Genomic DNA, 17,494 nt, shown 5'->3' with positions numbered 1-17,494 from the left:
TCAGGGGTGCTTCTCTAAAGTCCCCCGAGCTTTCAGACCACCCCATGACCGCATCCGAACGCCCGATTCAGATCATTCCATCTGTGCTGCCCGCTGATTGGGCTGCCATGGGCCAGTGCGTGAAGGATCTCGAAGCAGCTGGTGTCGACAGGATTCAATTTGACGTGATGGACGGCAACTTTGTGCCGAATCTCACTTTCGGACCTGAATTGATCAAGGCGTGCCGCAAATATTGCGACGTGAAGTTTGAAACCCAATTGATGGTGAGCCAATACAACGCAGAAACGATGCTTGAGCAATACGTCGATGCAACCAAAGGGCCAAACGGAGAGCCTGGAGTAGTGATTGCCCATGTCGAAGCCAACACACACCTACACCGGGTACTCGGAAAGATTCGCCAGCTCGGTGGGAGTCCATCCGTTGCGATGAATCCGCACACACCTATGGAAATGGTCAAAAACGTGCTCGACCTCGTCGACCACGTTCTAGTGATGACTGTGAATCCTGGGTTTGGTGGACAGGCCTACATCCCCACCATGCTGGATAAAATCTCACAATTGAGACAAACCATCGATGAACGTGGTCTCAACATCGATATTGAAGTTGACGGCGGAATCAAAGCCAACTGGACCATCTCCCAATGTTGTGCGGCTGGAGCCAACTGTTTCATCGCTGGTAGCGGGATGTTCGCTTATCCGACATTGAAAGAAGGATGTGACGACCTGCGCAGAGTTGCTCAAGAAGCCAGGGCCGGCAAAGTCCTTCCAACGCCGTCCTGATCCTGAACACTTCATTCAGGCCAGGTAATGATCTGCCCCGGTTCTCAACGGGGCATGCACTCGATTGCACTTAACCCTCCTGATCAGCGACATCAGCCCCAGAGCCGAGCTCATTATCGAGTTGCTGACCAGGCTTCCAACCACTGGCCCAGATCTCGCGACAGCGAGCATTTAAGCTCTGGGAATCAAGTCCCCAGCCAGCTACGGCTTTCTGAATGTCCTGTTTGATGTCATCGGCGCCAGGGAAATCGCCATAACGCATCACCAGCCGTGCAGCCACAGTGAGCTGCTCAGGACCAGGGTCTCCCTGATGACCTAATAAGGCATCAACCAAGTCACGATCCGTTGCGTAAAGAGGATGCGTTTGGCCGTTCGGCTCACTCATGAATGGATAGGTGCGTCAGAGCCAGAATGTCATCTAGAGCATGGTTCATGCTGAAAGTGAAAAAGCCGATCTGAAGTTCAGACCGGCTTATGGGGATCAAAGAACTAGATCACGCAAAGAGATCACAAGATCAAGATGTGATCAGAAGGTAAAAGTAGTACGAACAATCCCGCCGAACTGATTGAACGATCCATCCTTGCCTTCTTCGCCATCGAAAGAGAGTTGCCCAAGGGGACGACTCAAATAAAACAGAGTAGGTGTCAACGTCACATTATCAGTGACCTGAAATCCATAAAACCATTCCCATACATAGTTAGCGTCAGAAGGCGTACCACCGCCAACAAGATCCGTCGCAAAGGTTGCTTGACCAACAGCCATACCAGCGGTGTTGCCCTGAATAAACGCATCATCCCAGTGGAGTGCGACCTGCCAAGACTGCGACGTGGAGACATAACCATCAGGAATCTCATCACTGTCATTGAAATTGGTGCTGTTCAGACCCCAGCCAGCACTAACGGCAGGAATCCAGCCCGTATCTTCAGGCTGCCAATAGGCTGATAGTGCAAAGGCATTAAGGGACATATCAACACTGTCCTGTAGGTAACTCAGCTGCGTGTAAGCAGTTGAGTAGGGAAGAAGTGCTGGATTCTGCAACCAGGAATACACAGCAGCGACGCCCCACTGTTCGGCCTGATAACCAACCTGAACGGTTCCTACACCATTAGATTGATCAGCAGCGATTCCACCTGACTGGGGGTTACCGCCAGTACATGTTCCGATGTCACAAACATACTGAACACCCGCGATCCAACCATTATTTTCGTAGTTGAGTGCAGCACCAGGACCCTGCGTTTTGTTGTAAGCACCAGGGGCACCATTCAGTGTCAAAACATCTAAAACTGTGTTGCCATCGCCCGAAGGATAAATCGACGGCCACATTGGCATCATGTCATCTTGGCCAACATTGGCTCCGACAATGAAAGTAAAATCAGCACCAAGAGGGGCTGAATAAAAGATTTTGTCAATATAAACAGCGTCACCAGCTCCGCCACCGTCAAGAGAATCAGAAGCGACTTCAAGCGTGGAAAGTGTGGTAGGACCGCCACCAAAACTGGAGCTACCAAAATTCCCAGCACGAAGGGTGGTGGTCAACAAATCCTTACCAGTAAAACTGGTATTAAAATTCAGCTGAATATCGTAGTTAAATGTTGCTGCTCCATATTGGGTGGCTGCGTAATCCTGATAACTCGTTCCCTGAGGGAAATCAACGCCAAGATCATCAGAACCAACCACAATTGCAACACCACCAGCACCTTCGCCATCGCTAGGGAAGACACTGTTAATCGCACTGAGATTTTCATTGCTGTAAAAAAGGTTGCCACCGAAGGAATTCGCACCAATCACAAAACTTGTCTGACCATCAAGTTTGGTGGTGGTTTCATTGATCCTCACACCAAAAGAGGAAAACAAATATTAAGTAAAAAGATGTACAACGCAATAGACAATGACGACACCAAATTCAAATGATTCGCCAATTCGTTAAATACTGTTGAGCAAAGAGACGGATAGAATTAACTGAATAGCGAATTAGCTTAACATCTAATAGGGGCTAATCTGCTGAATATCGTCATACAATTTCTTTGCGAGCTTATTATTGTAACCCGAACATAATTCTCGCATGCACAAAGCGTCAAAAATAGAAAACAGAGCTGGTAACAACGTCCAAGAGAAACAAAGAAAGACAACTCCACTTTTACGATCTTTCAACCAAAAGCGATGGTAACCAAACCAACCCAAGAGAAGAGCATAAATAACACCTAAAGAGGGTTGCCTACAACGAAGCTCAAACTCATTCTCAAAAACCAATTGCTGGCCATGAGACATTTTTTTAACAAGATGTTGGTACTCCTTTCTCATCCACTACAACTAAAGGGGTGCGTCATACAGAATAGCCTCCGAGCAAAATAAGAACAAGTAAACTCAAAACGGAAAGATAAAATTCAGCGGTGATCAAGACTAAAGAAAATTTGAAAGTAACATTTGATCGATATACCAAATCTCATGTGCTCTGCAAAGCTTCTAGAACGAGAACCAATGCCCGACATAAAAACACTTTGACAACAACAACATAAGGAATGCATCAAAAGCAACAAAGTACACATCTAAACAATGAAGGTTTAGACCCTAGAACCTCCATTCGACAGTCCAGGAGGGGAAAAAAATAAAAAGAAAAAGGATTTCACCTTCTTTCATGATTAAGGTTAGAGAGATAGGAAAAATCAATGCCCCACTGCAGCAAATGCGGAAAAATGCCGCCTCTAGGAATTAAACGGTTATTGAAAAGTATTTTCCGGGCAATTCAGAATTGGATTAAAGCAATGAGAAGTCGCCTAAAGAGCAGTACTCACAAGCAAAACTAAAAAATGGTTAGAAATTGAATTCTGAATAAGTTGCAAGAGGTAATAAAACTGCAAAGACGCTCGGCCTCAGCTTTAAGCAACAATCCAAGCATCATTCTGAGGATCCCTCTGGATTGTTCCCGATAAATTGTCTTTCCAATGGTCGTAAGCAACATCAAACTCAGGGTCCCAGAGTGGCGGGATATCAATAACAGCTTTAACGTAATAACCATCAAGTATGGCACTTAGATAAAGCCTACGGAGAGCAATCCACCTTGGTTCATTCTTATGTGACATTCTGAGCATAATATCTTGCATTTCACCATCAATATTCTCGGCCGGAATACAATAAAAATCGCCGACCCTACGCCTGGAACGCAAAAATTGGCCCTCCTCAAGAAGATGATTGGTAACGGCATTTTGACCATCTTTTTGATCGAGGAGTTGGAATAGCTGTCGAGCTTTCTTAAGACCAATTTGATATCTTCGATTCGCTAGCCACTGTGTGATCGCTGTACGACGCGTAATTGCTATTAAAACAAGTACAAGCGCAATGAGCAGTTCAATTTCAATAATCAGCATGACTACGAATAATCTGTATTTAAACTAGCAATGGCTCTTAGAGGGGCAAGCAACATCAACTACTAAGTATCATATGCAACCAAGAATATCCTATAGCGCACTGCTCGCCTTTTTTGTTAATTATTTAACGGCAAAAAAGGGAACTCTCGTAACAAATTCTACGTTAATTGATGATTATCGACATCTTTAATTGCCAGCTGAATCCTTGAGCTCTAGCCTTCCGTATAGAGATGCATCGGCAAAGCTACGTAATGGATTTAAGTGAGCTAGCAGTTCATCACTCAGCAACTGTCGTTGGCGTGAGCAGTGATGGAAGTGACTTGAGCAACTCCTTTAAGGATCGTTTAGAGGCAATGGGCATAAGAAAAGGACGCACAGTTCGTGTCATGCGCAAGGCTCCTGGTGGAGATCCCTATGAGGTGAGAGTTGGCAGCACAACTGAGATTGCAATACGAAAGTCAGAGGCAGCACTCGTAGAAATCACCGATGTGATCGATCTCAAAAAATCATAAATTTGCCCGATCATTCCAATTCACTCAGCGTTAAAACCTCATCATGATCACTGCAGAAACTGGGAAGACAACGCAACAAAAAAATGAGCTGCCAAGGATCGTCTTTGTCGGTCAACCCAATACAGGCAAGTCAACGTTCTTTAATCGAGTGACCAATGCCACTGCAGGTGTAGCGAATTGGCCTGGCTTGACGGTTGATTTCATGCAGGCAACAGTTGAACGTGATGGAAAAACCGTTGAATTTGTTGATTTACCAGGAATTTACGATCTTGATGGATTCACAGAGGATGAAAAGGTTGTTCAAGATTTTCTCGAACAATACAGCTTTGATTTAATCGTCTGCGTTATCAACGCTTCTCAAATTGACAGGCAAATACTTTTGCCATTGCAACTAAAAAAACTCGGCATACCAACGTTAGTGGCTTTAAACATGGCCGATGAAGTAAAGCGTTTTGGTGTAAAGATCAATACCCAACAATTATCTCAGTTTCTTGAGATGCCAGTATTTACAATCAGTGCAAAATATGGAGCTGGCTGCAGTCTTGCAATCGATGGGATATGGAATACTGTCAATGATATTTCAGAGTCTTATAAGGTCAACAAATTAGTCGAATTTTGCCGAGAAAATAAAATTACCGACGAAGAGATACAGGAATCATTAGATCAAGGGATTGAGATGCCACCGGAGAATCTGGTGACGTTTACGAACCGAATGGATGCGGTGCTGTTGCATCCGATTTTCGGTTTGCCGATCTTTTTCCTGACCATGTTGGTCCTCTTCCTATTTATCTGGAATGTGGGAATGCCAGCCCAGGATCCGGTTGGAGATTTCACTGATTGGTTGCAGGCAACTGTCTTGGAACCAAGCCTGAGCTTCCTCCCTGACATCGTCAAAGATTTCGTAATCAGCGGTCCATATACAGGATTCGCATCACGGCTTGGCTTTGTACCACTTGTTGCCTTCTTCTTTGTCGTAATGACTGCGCTTGAAGACAGTGGTTACCTCTCAAGAGCTGCGTATTTGATGGATAACATCATGCGTAAAGCTGGTCTTGACGGACGTGGATTCGTCATGCAGTTGTTCGGCTTCGGTTGCAATGTTCCAGCGATTATGGGAACAAGAACAATACGCTCACGTAGTCAGAGATTACTTTCAATATTGGTAATCCCATTCGCATTATGTTCTGCAAGGCTACAAGTTTTTGTTTTCTTTTTGGGCATCATTCTTCCAAGCTATTTGGGTGCAGTTGCACTGTGGCTGCTCTACATTATTAGTTTCATTGTCGCCTTCATTATGGCGATGATTTTCAATGCCAGTGGTCAGTTCAAATCAAAAGATCCTTTTGTTATTGAATTACCTCCTTACAGAACACCTACATTCAAACAAGTTGCGTTGAATGTATGGAGTGAGATGAAAACTTTCGTACAAAAACTTTCTGTTTTCATGATCATTGGTACGACAATTACTTGGTTCCTGACTAATTATCCTGGAGGATCGGAAGGATTGAACACCTATGCAGGACAAATCGGAACGTTCTTCCAGCCGCTGATGGCTCCACTAGGCATCAACCCACTTTTAACTGTTTCACTGATCATTGGTTTCGTCGCTAAAGAGGTTCAGTTAGCAGCTGTTGCGACGATGTACGGATTGAATGAAGGGAGTGATGCTCTTAAGGCAACACTTGGCGGGGCCATCAATTTCCAACAAGGATTCAGTTACTGCTTATTTAGCCTTCTATACGTTCCTTGCTTAACGACGGTTGCAACCATCTGGGGCGAAACCAAGTCGGCAAGGTTTACGCTCTTTTCTGTCACAGTATCAATGGTTGTCGCTTGGATTGTTGCCTTTGGATTCTATCAATTATACAACTTGATCTTTACAACTTGATCAAGAATTCGCAAGTGATCTTGCTGAAAAATTGCAATTACTTGCAGAATTCTTGATATCAAAATACAGGCTAAAATCATAGTCCAAGAAACCAATATTGCCACGAAGCAAGATCGAAAGCAATACTTATATTGACAAAAATTAAAGAATAACTATTAGCATATTAATTGCAACGAGCAAAAGAACATCAGCGATCAATAAGCATTAATGAATGAGCAAGTTATGCGGCTCTATGTTCTAAGGGTGTGAAATCCCAGCCAATCGGAGTGACAGATCTTGTGGCTTCTTGATGAGCCTGATAGAGCTCTTCAATCTCAGTGCAAGCTTTGTCATAGGAGTACCAGCCCATCATGCGCCTTGAATGGGCTCTACCTCTTTTGTCAACAGCCTGGTCCACCGTGACGCCATTTGTTTCAGCACTCTCAAAAGCACTTAAAAGAGGGATTTGAGATCTTAAAACATGAATATCAAAACCTTCAAGAATTTCAACAGCTGATTTCGCAGAACTTTTTTTACGTGAATCAACCTTGACCAATAAAGCTGCATATGGAATACGATAATTATTTAATAGTGATGACATTTCAAGTGTTAACTCTAAAGAGCGACTTTGAGGGGTTGTGGGCAAAACAATGATGTCAGAACCTTCAACAAGATTTTTAAGTTCTTCTTCGTTACTGCTTGCTTGACCATCAGTCACAACAATATCGACTCCTCTAGCGGCTTTTGCTGCTGCTTCAATAGGAATCACTGGATAAGGTAGAAATTCTCGTGAACCATAAGCTGTTGCCGAGCGATTTCGATCAGCATCAATCAAAGCAACTTTTTTATGTTGATGTGCCCAAATCGCTGCCAAATGAACGCTCGTACATGTTTTTGCAACACCTCCCTTCTGACCGAAAACAGTGATGAACATTATTTTGAAGAAATTTTTATAATCATTACGGCAACAGGCAAGATGTCAAGTGCTGATGAATGAGATGTCACCGGCGGAACATGAGGAAGAATCGACAACCCCGGTGGGTTTCACAAGAGCACTGAGGATCAACAGCGACGCATCGAGACGAACCAATTGGATGAAGCGAAAACACAAGCAGCAGAGACCATATCAATAAGAACAGACAGTCTGTCCCAATTCCTGGCCTCCTGATTGACTCTGCAATCCGTCCGTTGGAGGTCGTGACGGGTGTCAGAAGACAGCAGACGAGTGGACTTTGCTTAAACTCACTGCCAAGCACGCAGAGCAATTGCTCTAGCAAGCAAACGAAAGGAACTTGAAATTGCCTTAACAGGCACGGCTCAATGAATGATATCGAACATGGAGATCAAAACTTCTGACCAGATTGTTCCTCATGAATGAAAAATCAAACGACTCACAGTCTCAACAAGAAGACATAGAAACTTTTACCGCTTGGCTTAAGCGCAACAGTCTTGACGATGGTCAGCCATGGTTATTTTACGGTGAAGACGAATTATTTGAAGATGTCATTTAAATCAATGAGCAGCTCAGGATGGGGGCAATCATTTTGCTAGAGTTTGTCGACAACATCGACGTACTTGGTCAATCAATCTGTCAAGACTGTTTAAAGCTGAATCGATTAATCAATAAATCGAATCATTCAAAAAAGTCGTTTTTGTAATATTACTGAATCAAGGTAATCAGTGATGTAATCACTCTTTCTGCCGATAACCACTACACGTTTAGCGAATCATTGATATCTTTCATTATCTACGCTGCTTGATCCTCAGCAGAATTGATTTGACTCTCCAGTGCAGGCACAGGAGCGCCCGTTTGCTTTTCTAAATACCACTGATCGAGCTCTATAGTTTTAATCATCTCAAAAATTTCGTTCACTGAATCTAAGTCTTGTTGCATGAATTCCATGACAACTCTTATTTTCTCATAAACCTCAACATCTGTTGCACAAAAATACTGGACAGGACCTTTAACTCCTCGACTGACATATTGATTTAAAAATCTTTCAAGGCTGTCTTTTTCGTACCCGTCCGAGATTGAATTCTTCAATTCAATACGCCGAATAGTGAAGTAGCTTACTGTTAAATCAGACATCGATAAAAAAATTTTGAATTATTTTAGTAGTATTGGTTTTTGCTCGTGGGACAACCAGGCACACCAAGAGCCTTCTTAAAGCACTCTGAACAGCACACAGCTGACCTCAAACAGATCACAACTTCAAATCAGGGGCAAACAAGGATTCTTAAACTCGTTTTGAGCTCAATTGAGTTATGCGTTGCAAGCAGACTTGCGCGTGTCGATGTTGAATTTGCAACTAACAGCGTTCCTTATTGCTGAACCCTCGGCCTTAAGAAGATGAACGGAAACAATGATTAGGTGATCATCCAAGAACAACAAATACTGGTATTTCAGTTGGACGAGTTAGAATTGCAAACTTATTCAACTTTGACACTCCTCCTATACATTGGGATAGCTATTAGGAACAAAGAATTGTTCGTTGATAGGAGGACGTTTGTAATCACCTTTTTTAGGCCTTGGAGGAAGATTGATCCCTGGGGGTGTCATGTCTTCCCAGGGCACCTTGCTAAGGATGTGGCGAAGACAATTTAGTCTGGCTCTCCTTTTGTCATCCGCTTCAACAGTGAACCAGGGAGCCTCTGGAATATTAGTTCGCGTGAACATTTCATCCTTAGCCCTAGAAAAATCAACCCAGCGATTACGCGCCTCAAGATCCATCGGACTTAGCTTCCAACGGCGAGTGGGGTCATCGATACGCGACTGGAAGCGTTCCTCCTGCTCAGTATCACTGACAGAAAACCAATACTTGAGAACAAGAATGCCACTGCGCACCAACATCCGTTCAAATTGAGGAGAATCATCAAGAAACTGTTCAACTTGTTCAGGGCTGCAGAACCCCATCACCCGCTCAACACCCGCTCGGTTGTACCAGCTTCGATCGAAGACAACAATCTCACCAGCGGCGGGAAAATGTTCAACATAGCGTTGAAAATACCACTGACTTTTCTGGCGTTCCGTTGGCGTTCCCAGTGCCACAACCCTGCAACCTCTTGGATTCAGGGGTTCGGTCAATCGTTTGATCGTGCCCCCTTTCCCTGCCGCATCACGCCCTTCAAACAGAACGAGCATCCGATAGCCGGTTTCACGAATCCAGTACTGCATCCTGACTAGATCAGTCTGGAGGCGGACCAATTCAGCCTCATAAAGCTTCTTGTTCAGCCTCACAATCTTGGTCTGATGATCATCCATAAAACCCCTCAACCGCTCAGATGGAATATCAATGTTCTGAGCAATGGCCTCATGGCTTTGCAAAGCAATGTCAGAGACGCGGCCTAAACGGGCTTGGGCTTTGGTTAGATCCTGCTTTTTTGCCTTGCCCTTGTTGGCCATGTTCAGAACAGATCTGTTCCCATTGGAAGCAACGGAGGTCACGAGCTCGACATCTGCTCCAAGTTTTCTCAGATTTCAGCTCGTTGGCACCGTGGACTGGTCATCGTGCAGCGGCAGACTGAAGCGGATCGCAAACCTGCCTGGATCAGTCCCTGGATCAAGCCCTGAATCATTCTTGTCGCGATGGATGCATTCGAGCCTGCCGCCGTGTAATCGAGCAACGTGAGACACAATGGCTAGCCCTAGACCGCAGTGGCCCTGCTGACCGCGGGATGAATCAAGGCGATGAAAGGGTTGTAGAGCCTCCTCCCATTGCTGAACAGGCATCCCTTTGCCTTGATCCCAGACCTCGATGCAACAGCGCGAATTGTCGACATATAGACGAAGAATGACAGGCGCAATTCCGTAGGAGAAGGCGTTGTCGATGAGGTTGGCGATTGCGCGACCAAGGGCAACCGGTTTGACCGAAACAGAGAGAGCAGCCAGCTCGAGACGTAATTGATCCGCCGGATGACTACTGGCCACCTCCGCCAGCAATTGATCCAAGGGCACTTGCACCGAGGTTTCACTGTCACCACCGCCGGCAAACAGCAAAAACTGCCCAGTAATTCTCTCAAGAGACTGAAGGTCACCAGCACACCGCTCCCGCTCATCCGCTGAAAGCTGCGGCATGGACAGACGGAACTGAAGACGGGTGATCGGAGCTCTTAGATCATGGGCAATGCCGGCGAGCATCGTCGCGCGTTCTCGACGATTGGCAGCCAGCCTCTGCACCATGGCGTTGAAACGCTGGGTGAGGCGCTGGACCTCAGGAGCTCCGCGAGCACTGACAGCATCAGGGTCCTCACCATCACCCACGCGGGAGAGCGCTTTCTCCAGCCCACGCAATGGTGCTTCCACCTCCACCAGCAGAAACAGTCCGCCGCAGATGATGCCAGCGCCTACCAACGCAAGCCCAAGCAGTGTGGGTTCAGGTGGCCAACGCATCATCGAAGGCACATCCACTCGCAGCCAGATGGGCTCCAGAGGGGAAATCAGTTCGATCCACACACTGCGTTCACCGCGGGCAGCCCGGTCGGGCAACACCATTGGACAATGGGAGAGGCGTTGACAAAGCTGAAGCTGCAACGCCTCAGCCTGTCGCTTGAATGCCGCTGAGGGTGGCAGAGGTGCGGGTTTGGGACGGACCGTGACTTCAAGATCAAGGCCACTCAATTCCGCAACCATATGAGGGGGATAACGCTCAAGTGCTAGCTCCGTGAGCCGCACGTTCAGGGCTAAATCTCTCCCAAGCTGAATGGTCTGTAACTGCTCCAGTTGTCGACCGAAAAGAGCCTGGAAAACCACCAGGCAAAACGCCGAGCTACCGAGGGCCAGTCCTCCCCAGCCCAGCAAAGCAGTGAGACGCTTCTGCCAAGCACGGGAAGGCATCGACAACGGTCGTGAGCGAGAGATCAACGGGATCGTGGCTGGCCGTCAGCTACGTACAGCTTGAATCAATGGTCGTAAAGGCTGACATTGTCAGCGGGGAAGTCGAACTTTCCTGTCATGGAGGAAGTACCACCAGGACCAGCAGTGCTTCCGATTTCAAGAACAGGGTTCGGTGATTCACCGAAGCTGTCCATCCCAAAGAGTGGTTCGAAGGTTTCAGTCAACAAGTCTTCGAAACGACCTCCGGTGAAGACACGGAATCTGTCAGGAGTATTTCCAGCTGCATCACGCAAATTTCCAGCTGCATCACCGACGTTGATACTGTTCATCGCGCCTTGATGCATCGACATCGAAGGAGCTTCTGTACCTAGGACAATATTGGGGCAGGCGTGAAAATCGTTTCCATCAAAGTGACCAGGCATTCGGTCTTCAAAGGTGCTGGCACCACCAGTTGTCCAGATCTTCGTTGAACGACCTTCACCGGTGAGGGAGTCACCCCCACGACCTGGCATGAAGTGGTTGTCGCCAACGATCACGCTGCCTTTGGCATCGATGTCTTGAGGCTTGAAAACACCTTCTCCACCAAGCGGGCCCAACAGCTGACCATCGGCTGCTTTGTGAAAGATCTGACCGTCTTGTTGAACGAGTGAAGCGGAATCAAGAACTTCAAGTGTGAGGTCGCCTTGAGGAATTGTGCGGCCGGTGATGCCATCGAGCTTTGCGAAAACGCCCATTGATTTCAAAGCGGTGGAGGGTTGTTCCCTCTCGATGGACACACCATCACCGGATTCAGCATCTGACTTAATGACCTGCCTCATGCAGGGCTGTGAGGTTGATCACACCCGCTCAGATCACAGGAACAATTTGGGATACGAGATCAGCGTTCACCCAGCGGATCAGCTTCCCCGTCCACCAAACCTTGTCGGCCTGACCTAACAAGTAGTTGCTCAGGGTCGACTAGAGCGGGGTTCGCCGTCAGGTACGAACACATAGCCATACCCCCAGACGGTCTGCAGGTAGCGCGGGCGGGTTGGATCTGGCTCCACCAGCTTGCGCACTCGTGAAACCTGAACATCCATGCTGCGGCTGTCGGTGTCACAGCCAGGCCCACGGGCTAGCTCAATCAACCGCTCGCGCGACAAAGGGCGATGAGGATGCTGAACGAATGATGCCAGCAGGCTGAACTCGCCACTCGTGATCACAACAGACTTGCCCTCACGGGTGAGCGTGCGAGCTGCCAGATCCAGCACGTTGTCGCCAAACACCACATCACCACCTTCAGCCAAAGGAGTGCCTGCAGGGAGTGCACTGCGCCGCCTCAACACCGCTTCAATTCGCGCTGAAAGCTCTCGGGGCAAAAAAGGCTTGGCCAGATAATCATCAGCCCCCTGCTCCAGACCGATGATGCGATCCACGCCTTCTCCACGGGCCGTCAGCATCACTACTGGCAGGTCGTCGCCTGCATCCCTGAGACGACGGAGTGCTGTCAGTCCGTCATCACCGGGCATCATCAGGTCGAGCACGATCAGATCAGGTCGCTGAAATTCCAGGCGGGCCTCAAGCTGCTTCACATCGCTGAGACTGCGCACGTCATAACCCTGATCCAACAGATAGGTGCCGACCATCTGACGCAAATCAGGATCATCATCGACTACCCAGATCATCGAAGTGCGGGGCATGGGTTCTGTCGCTGCTTCAAGTTGCACTGATCGTATGGATGCCGTTGCGTCCTGTCGCGCTGAAACGGACCTTGTCACAGCTAATCGGATCACTGTCACGACTCAGACATGTCCATGTCGCCGAATCTCCATATGCTCACTACATGGCGAAGCGCTTGACACAACCAGTGTTGATGGCCTTCGTGATGCTTGGGATGCAAAGTCTGGTCTCGTGTTCCTCGGTTCTGGCGAACCCACAGCACGTGCAGATCTATGGCCGACGCATGGAGGCACTGTTCATCCGGATGGATGTAAACGGTGACGGTCGTCTGGAATCTGGAGAAGTCCGGGGTCGGCCCTATTTCGAGAGGCGTCTGCAACGACCCGACTCGCGTGGCTATTTGCTACTCAAAGATCTCAGACCCTTAAGCCCTCACCCGAGTGGTCAGCGGCTGCAAAAACGTTTCCATCAGGCCGATCGCAATGGGGATGGTCGGATTGACAGGAATGAATGCCAATCACTGCCCTGGTTGAGCCGGAATTTTGTGAGTTTCGATCTGGACGCCGATGGTGGACTGACGCTTGAGGAACTCTGGACGGTGCAGCGTTCACTCGCACCTCGCCCCTGAGCTCAACGCCGAGATCTGGATCGACGATGGATTATTTGACTCGGCTTAGGCCGCTCAGAGCTGATCAACCGTGTGAAGGATTTGACCAGACGGAACACGCCAGACACCAAGGCCAAAAGTCCTGCTAGCAACAGCATTGCAATCAAAATGACCGCAGCCAGACCAAGCAACGCTTCCAGCAGCTGTCCAAGACCTCGGATCAGATCAGCAATGGCTTCACTGACCACGACCATGGCGTCGACCTTCTGAGGCAACCAGCTCAGAAATGCAAGCAATCCTGAGCCAAGGGCCAGCAAAAGAACACCCTCCAGCATCTGACGGCCGACAGAAACAGCCCTGGACCGCTGACGCTTACTAAACACTCTCCGAGTCTTAGGCACAGCACTTAGAGGTCTCAGATTGGGGGAATTCATGACACCGTCGGCTGAGCGAACATCTGACCGAAGCCAGTGATCCGCCAGCGGGATTCAAGGGTGATCAAAAAGTAGAGAGACGCTGACGGCAAGAACTCAGCGATCCAAACAACAGAACTCTTGAGGTTGGACGGACTCACTGCTATTCGAAATCAGAGGCAATCGCACCATTCTGAGCTGCCTGGCTCAGAGGTCAACGCTCTTGATCAGGTTGTGCAGGATCGCTGATTGGAGTTTCTGTCTTGTCCTCTAGGGCCTGGGCAGGCGTCGGAGATTGCACCTCAGGCAATGGCAACAGAAGACCCAGGACGCCCAAGACCACCACCGTGGTACCTCCAAGCAGCGGAGCTTTCAGCCTCTGCATCAAGGGGATCCGCTCGACAAGATCCCGTCGAGGAAGGGGTTCATGCTGAATCGATGGCCAGGTCAGACAGACACGGCTGTCGCTTCGCAAGGCATCAAGGCAACGAACGAGATCGGCCAGCTGAGCATCATCGAGACGGATCGACAGAGGTGGAATATTCGCCTGGCCACTGGTGAGATCAAGACGATGCTGAAACTCATCGGGGACCAACCTCACTGGATCGTTCGGCTCTCCCAGGGAGCGAACCACACCTGAAAGACGCAGACGCACATAGGGAATCACCACCTGCATTAGTGCTTCAAGATGTTCGCGTTTGCCCTCGAGCTCGGAGGCACCGACAATTTTCAAACGCCAGGTGGAAAGAATTCCAATGGACTGCTCGGCATGACCAGCGGAGAAGTCAGGCAAGCCTTCAACTTCCAGTCGAGCGGTGGTTTGGTCGTAGCGGTAGGACTGTTTGAGCATCACCATTCAGGGGGTCGGATCAAGAAGACTGGCGCGGAGACGATCGACCCCGCCGGGTCCAGCAGCGAGTGCCAGTGTGAACACCAGCTGGCGCTGCAGCGGGCCTTCGGGCTCACTGCCAAGAAAACGCTGAATGGCACCACGCCGAAGATTCATGCGTTCTTCAATCAGATCGCGTAGGCGCTGGTGGACCAGCTGCCAGCGCTGGTGAGTGAGCTCCTTGGGCTCCTTGCTGGACAGCAACTGGTGAAGCTTGGGATAGAGCCTGTCTGCCATCACGCAGAGGATCCTGATCAAGGCCTCTGTTTCCACGGCACTGAGTTGACCACGTCGTGTGGAACGCCTGAGCGGGTTGTGGCAGCGACGTTTCCAAAGCTCAACGCGATTGGGAAAGATCGTTTCAAAACCAAGCTGACGGGTCGCCCAGAGCATGGCCTCCCCGCCGTTTAGGTCAAGAGACTCAACAGTGAGCAGAAGCAGATCAAGGCGCTCGAGAGCACGGCGGCCAAGAACCGCTTCAGGAATCGACGGATCTGGAGCCGCCTCAGCAGTGACATCGGTCATGGCTGCGATGATGCCAGGGTTGAGGCCTTTGCGTCACCACCCTGTGGATCTTCGTCAGCTCATTCGCGATGTGCCGGACTTCCCAAAACCCGGAATTTTGTTCCGCGACATCTCACCGTTGCTGCGCGATCCCCGTGGATGGAGCGAAGTGATGCAGCAACTTGGCGACGTCTGCGAGCGACTCCAACCAGACCTGATCGTGGGAATTGAGTCCAGGGGCTTCATCGTGGGCACTCCTCTGGCAACACAGCAAAAGATTGGCTTTGTGCCGGTCAGAAAACCCGGAAAACTTCCCGGCGAAGTGACCGGTGTTGATTACACCCTTGAATACGGCAGCGATCGTCTTGAAATCCAGACCGATGCTCTGGCGGATGGATCTCGTGTCTTGCTGGTCGACGATCTGCTGGCAACCGGAGGAACTGCTGCCGCCAGTGTTGAGCTGATTCAAAAAGCTGGAGGCAAGCTCGTGGGCTGCGGGTTTGTCATTGAACTGGCAGATCTGGCCGGACGCCGTCGATTGCCAGAGGGACTTCCAATCGAATCACTGATCCGTTACGACTGATTGGTGCGAAAACCGTGAGAGTGAGCATCTGGCTCGGTCAATCCTGCTGCTGTTGCCAATCCAGAACCTCCTGATATTGCGTGAGGTTCAGCAGTCCAAAGCTCCAAAGAACAACCGGAAGAGGAGCCTGCTCAAGGTGGGCCTGGCGAATGCCGAGATTGATGGCGTTCTCGCTCAATCCAAGCCTCTGCTGCAAAAAAGCGATTAACGCACGAGAAGCCACTGGTTGTGGATCACTACTGATGACCATCAACTGCCGAGCGAGGATCTCACTTTGGCAGCGGTCTTAACAAGGTGCCCGCGCCGTCGGTCATTGCCGACAGACTGACGCGCCGAATCCAACTGACGCGCTTCAGCATGAACAATGCAAGACGCCTGAAAGGCATCAGCAGCCGATTTTGATTGGAGAAGAAACGAATCAGCAGATCCGTTGACAGCAATACACCCGCCAGATCGAAGCGTCGACAACGGGAATAACGTCGAGCAAGCGATGTAAACGATATCTCTCCATGACGCACTGCCTGGGTCAAATTCAAGAGATCACTCACATCGCGCCAGCAAAGATTCAAGCCCTGTCCACCCACTGGATGACAGCGATGACCGGCCTCTCCCAAGAGAAGCAAGGATCCTCTGTGAAGACGTGGAGCCAGGCTTAATTCCAACGGAAAAGCTCCTGGATCATCAAGCAGTTGAACCGCGTTCACCCCATCAGGAAGGATTGCGTCCAGCGCCGACAACAACTCGGAGGTAGACGACGCAGCTCGATCTCGACATCGCTGCAGCGGGGCACTCCAGACCACCTGATAGCGGTCCTCTCCAAGCGGCAGAACGGCCATCGGACCTTCCGGCCGGAACAGTTCATAAGCGCAGTGTTGCTCAGCTCCGGTCAAGCGCAGCTTCATCGTCAGGCAACCCTGTTGGTAAGCGTGGGTCCAGAAGGGCACCTCAGCGCAGCGACGCAACGTGGAACGAGGACCATCCGCAGCCACGATCCACTCGCGAGATACAGCGTTGGCGAGAACATCCTCCGCTGGCAAGGCGTCATCAAGTTGCAGCTCAACCAGATCTGAGGTCTGAAGACGCTCCAGCAAAAGACGCATCAATGGTCGATGGTCAAGAATCCAACCGATCGCCTCGGAAGCTCGATTAGCAGGTCGCAGATCGCGAAGTTGGAACCAGGTTGTGCAGCGGGCAGAGCAGTCATCAAGCCGGAGAGCGCGAAAGGGCTCCATCTGATCCAGTAAGGCAGGCCAAAGATTGAGATCAAGCAGAAGCCGCCTGGACGAATGCGTGATGGCATAGGCGCGGCTGCGGTTCAGCAGCAACTCAGCGCTCAAGCGATCGTGAAGCACAACAGAAAAGCCCTGTTGCGCTAATCCAAGCGCTAACAGGGCTCCTGTAGGGCCAGCGCCGACAATGCGGAACCGGGGGTGGACTGCTTTGACAGCGGAGTCTCGAAATTGAGGATCAGCTGTTACCAC

The 17,494-nt window shown here is 49.4% G+C and carries 20 protein-coding genes; 5 read left to right on the top strand and 15 right to left on the bottom strand.

Annotated elements, in window-relative coordinates; translation table 11 throughout:
• Positions 1-44 precede the first annotated feature (44 nt).
• The gene (gene rpe / locus SynBIOSU31_RS06010) at positions 45-779 is read left to right on the top strand and encodes a ribulose-phosphate 3-epimerase (protein WP_186492542.1); all 735 of its coding nucleotides are present in this window, start codon (positions 45-47) and stop codon (positions 777-779) included.
• Between the two features lie 70 nt (positions 780-849).
• Here rpe and SynBIOSU31_RS06005 read toward each other — a convergent pair whose 3' ends face one another.
• From SynBIOSU31_RS06005 to SynBIOSU31_RS05990, 4 genes are all read right to left on the bottom strand, one after another.
• Positions 850-1,164, bottom strand: coding sequence for a DUF3288 family protein (locus SynBIOSU31_RS06005; protein WP_186492541.1), 315 nt, complete (start codon positions 1,162-1,164; stop codon positions 850-852).
• A 141-nt stretch (positions 1,165-1,305) separates the two neighbouring features.
• Positions 1,306-2,634, bottom strand: coding sequence for a carbohydrate porin (locus SynBIOSU31_RS06000; protein ID WP_186492540.1), 1,329 nt, complete (start codon positions 2,632-2,634; stop codon positions 1,306-1,308).
• 129 nt (positions 2,635-2,763) lie between these two features.
• Positions 2,764-3,048 (bottom strand): TM2 domain-containing protein, encoded by a 285-nt coding sequence (locus tag SynBIOSU31_RS14925; RefSeq protein ID WP_370593710.1) that lies wholly within the window; start codon positions 3,046-3,048, stop codon positions 2,764-2,766.
• A gap of 608 nt (positions 3,049-3,656) precedes the next feature.
• A complete protein-coding gene (locus SynBIOSU31_RS05990; RefSeq protein ID WP_186492538.1) occupies positions 3,657-4,145 on the bottom strand; it encodes a hypothetical protein in 489 nt (162 codons plus the stop codon).
• A 251-nt stretch (positions 4,146-4,396) separates the two neighbouring features.
• On the opposite strand from SynBIOSU31_RS05990, the gene SynBIOSU31_RS05985 reads away from it, so the two are divergent.
• Positions 4,397-4,657 carry a FeoA family protein gene (locus tag SynBIOSU31_RS05985; RefSeq protein WP_186492537.1) on the top strand — a complete coding sequence of 87 codons (261 nt, stop codon included), beginning with the start codon at positions 4,397-4,399 and terminating at the stop codon, positions 4,655-4,657.
• Between the two features lie 43 nt (positions 4,658-4,700).
• The gene (feoB, locus tag SynBIOSU31_RS05980) at positions 4,701-6,545 is read left to right on the top strand and encodes a ferrous iron transport protein B (RefSeq protein WP_186492536.1); all 1,845 of its coding nucleotides are present in this window, start codon (positions 4,701-4,703) and stop codon (positions 6,543-6,545) included.
• A gap of 220 nt (positions 6,546-6,765) precedes the next feature.
• Here feoB and SynBIOSU31_RS05975 read toward each other — a convergent pair whose 3' ends face one another.
• The 6 genes from SynBIOSU31_RS05975 to SynBIOSU31_RS05950 form a co-directional block, all read right to left on the bottom strand.
• The gene (locus SynBIOSU31_RS05975) at positions 6,766-7,458 is read right to left on the bottom strand and encodes a ParA family protein (protein WP_186492535.1); all 693 of its coding nucleotides are present in this window, start codon (positions 7,456-7,458) and stop codon (positions 6,766-6,768) included.
• Between the two features lie 813 nt (positions 7,459-8,271).
• Positions 8,272-8,613 carry a hypothetical protein gene (locus SynBIOSU31_RS05970; RefSeq protein ID WP_186492534.1) on the bottom strand — a complete coding sequence of 114 codons (342 nt, stop codon included), beginning with the start codon at positions 8,611-8,613 and terminating at the stop codon, positions 8,272-8,274.
• Positions 8,614-8,976: 363 nt separating this feature from the next.
• A complete protein-coding gene (gene ppk2, locus SynBIOSU31_RS05965) occupies positions 8,977-9,927 on the bottom strand; it encodes a polyphosphate kinase 2 (protein WP_186492876.1) in 951 nt (316 codons plus the stop codon).
• 75 nt (positions 9,928-10,002) lie between these two features.
• Complete coding sequence (locus SynBIOSU31_RS05960; RefSeq protein ID WP_186492533.1) at positions 10,003-11,358, bottom strand: ATP-binding protein; 1,356 nt, start codon at positions 11,356-11,358, stop codon at positions 10,003-10,005.
• 65 nt (positions 11,359-11,423) lie between these two features.
• Positions 11,424-12,176, bottom strand: a complete 753-nt coding sequence (locus SynBIOSU31_RS05955; protein ID WP_186492532.1) for a hypothetical protein — start codon at positions 12,174-12,176, stop codon at positions 11,424-11,426.
• A gap of 129 nt (positions 12,177-12,305) precedes the next feature.
• On the bottom strand, positions 12,306-13,037 hold the full coding sequence (locus tag SynBIOSU31_RS05950; protein ID WP_186492531.1) for a response regulator: 732 nt from the start codon (positions 13,035-13,037) through the stop codon (positions 12,306-12,308).
• A 143-nt stretch (positions 13,038-13,180) separates the two neighbouring features.
• On the opposite strand from SynBIOSU31_RS05950, the gene SynBIOSU31_RS05945 reads away from it, so the two are divergent.
• Entirely contained in the window at positions 13,181-13,645 is a 465-nt protein-coding gene (locus SynBIOSU31_RS05945; protein ID WP_370593686.1) for an EF-hand domain-containing protein, read from the top strand.
• Positions 13,646-13,647: 2 nt separating this feature from the next.
• On the opposite strand, the gene SynBIOSU31_RS05940 is transcribed toward SynBIOSU31_RS05945, so the two are convergent.
• The 3 genes from SynBIOSU31_RS05940 to SynBIOSU31_RS05930 all read right to left on the bottom strand — a co-directional run bounded on the left by SynBIOSU31_RS05940 (position 13,648) and on the right by SynBIOSU31_RS05930 (position 15,451).
• On the bottom strand, positions 13,648-14,058 hold the full coding sequence (locus SynBIOSU31_RS05940; RefSeq protein WP_186492530.1) for a hypothetical protein: 411 nt from the start codon (positions 14,056-14,058) through the stop codon (positions 13,648-13,650).
• Positions 14,059-14,251: 193 nt separating this feature from the next.
• The gene (locus SynBIOSU31_RS05935; protein ID WP_370593685.1) at positions 14,252-14,893 is read right to left on the bottom strand and encodes a DUF4335 domain-containing protein; all 642 of its coding nucleotides are present in this window, start codon (positions 14,891-14,893) and stop codon (positions 14,252-14,254) included.
• Positions 14,894-15,451, bottom strand: coding sequence for a DUF3038 domain-containing protein (locus SynBIOSU31_RS05930; RefSeq protein ID WP_186492529.1), 558 nt, complete (start codon positions 15,449-15,451; stop codon positions 14,894-14,896).
• On the opposite strand from SynBIOSU31_RS05930, the gene SynBIOSU31_RS05925 reads away from it, so the two are divergent.
• On the top strand, positions 15,450-16,013 hold the full coding sequence (locus SynBIOSU31_RS05925) for an adenine phosphoribosyltransferase (protein WP_186492528.1): 564 nt from the start codon (positions 15,450-15,452) through the stop codon (positions 16,011-16,013). The genes SynBIOSU31_RS05930 and SynBIOSU31_RS05925 overlap by 2 nt on opposite strands.
• Before the next feature lie 37 nt (positions 16,014-16,050).
• Here SynBIOSU31_RS05925 and SynBIOSU31_RS05920 read toward each other — a convergent pair whose 3' ends face one another.
• Together SynBIOSU31_RS05920 and SynBIOSU31_RS05915 are read right to left on the bottom strand one after the other, a co-directional pair.
• Positions 16,051-16,263 (bottom strand): DUF2949 domain-containing protein, encoded by a 213-nt coding sequence (locus tag SynBIOSU31_RS05920; RefSeq protein WP_186492527.1) that lies wholly within the window; start codon positions 16,261-16,263, stop codon positions 16,051-16,053.
• Positions 16,264-16,282: 19 nt separating this feature from the next.
• On the bottom strand, positions 16,283-17,494 hold the full coding sequence (locus SynBIOSU31_RS05915; protein WP_186492526.1) for an FAD-dependent monooxygenase: 1,212 nt from the start codon (positions 17,492-17,494) through the stop codon (positions 16,283-16,285).

The organism is Synechococcus sp. BIOS-U3-1 (assembly GCF_014279975.1).
In the GTDB taxonomy this organism is placed as follows: domain Bacteria; phylum Cyanobacteriota; class Cyanobacteriia; order PCC-6307; family Cyanobiaceae; genus Synechococcus_C.
This window is presented reverse-complemented; position numbering and strand designations above follow the sequence as displayed.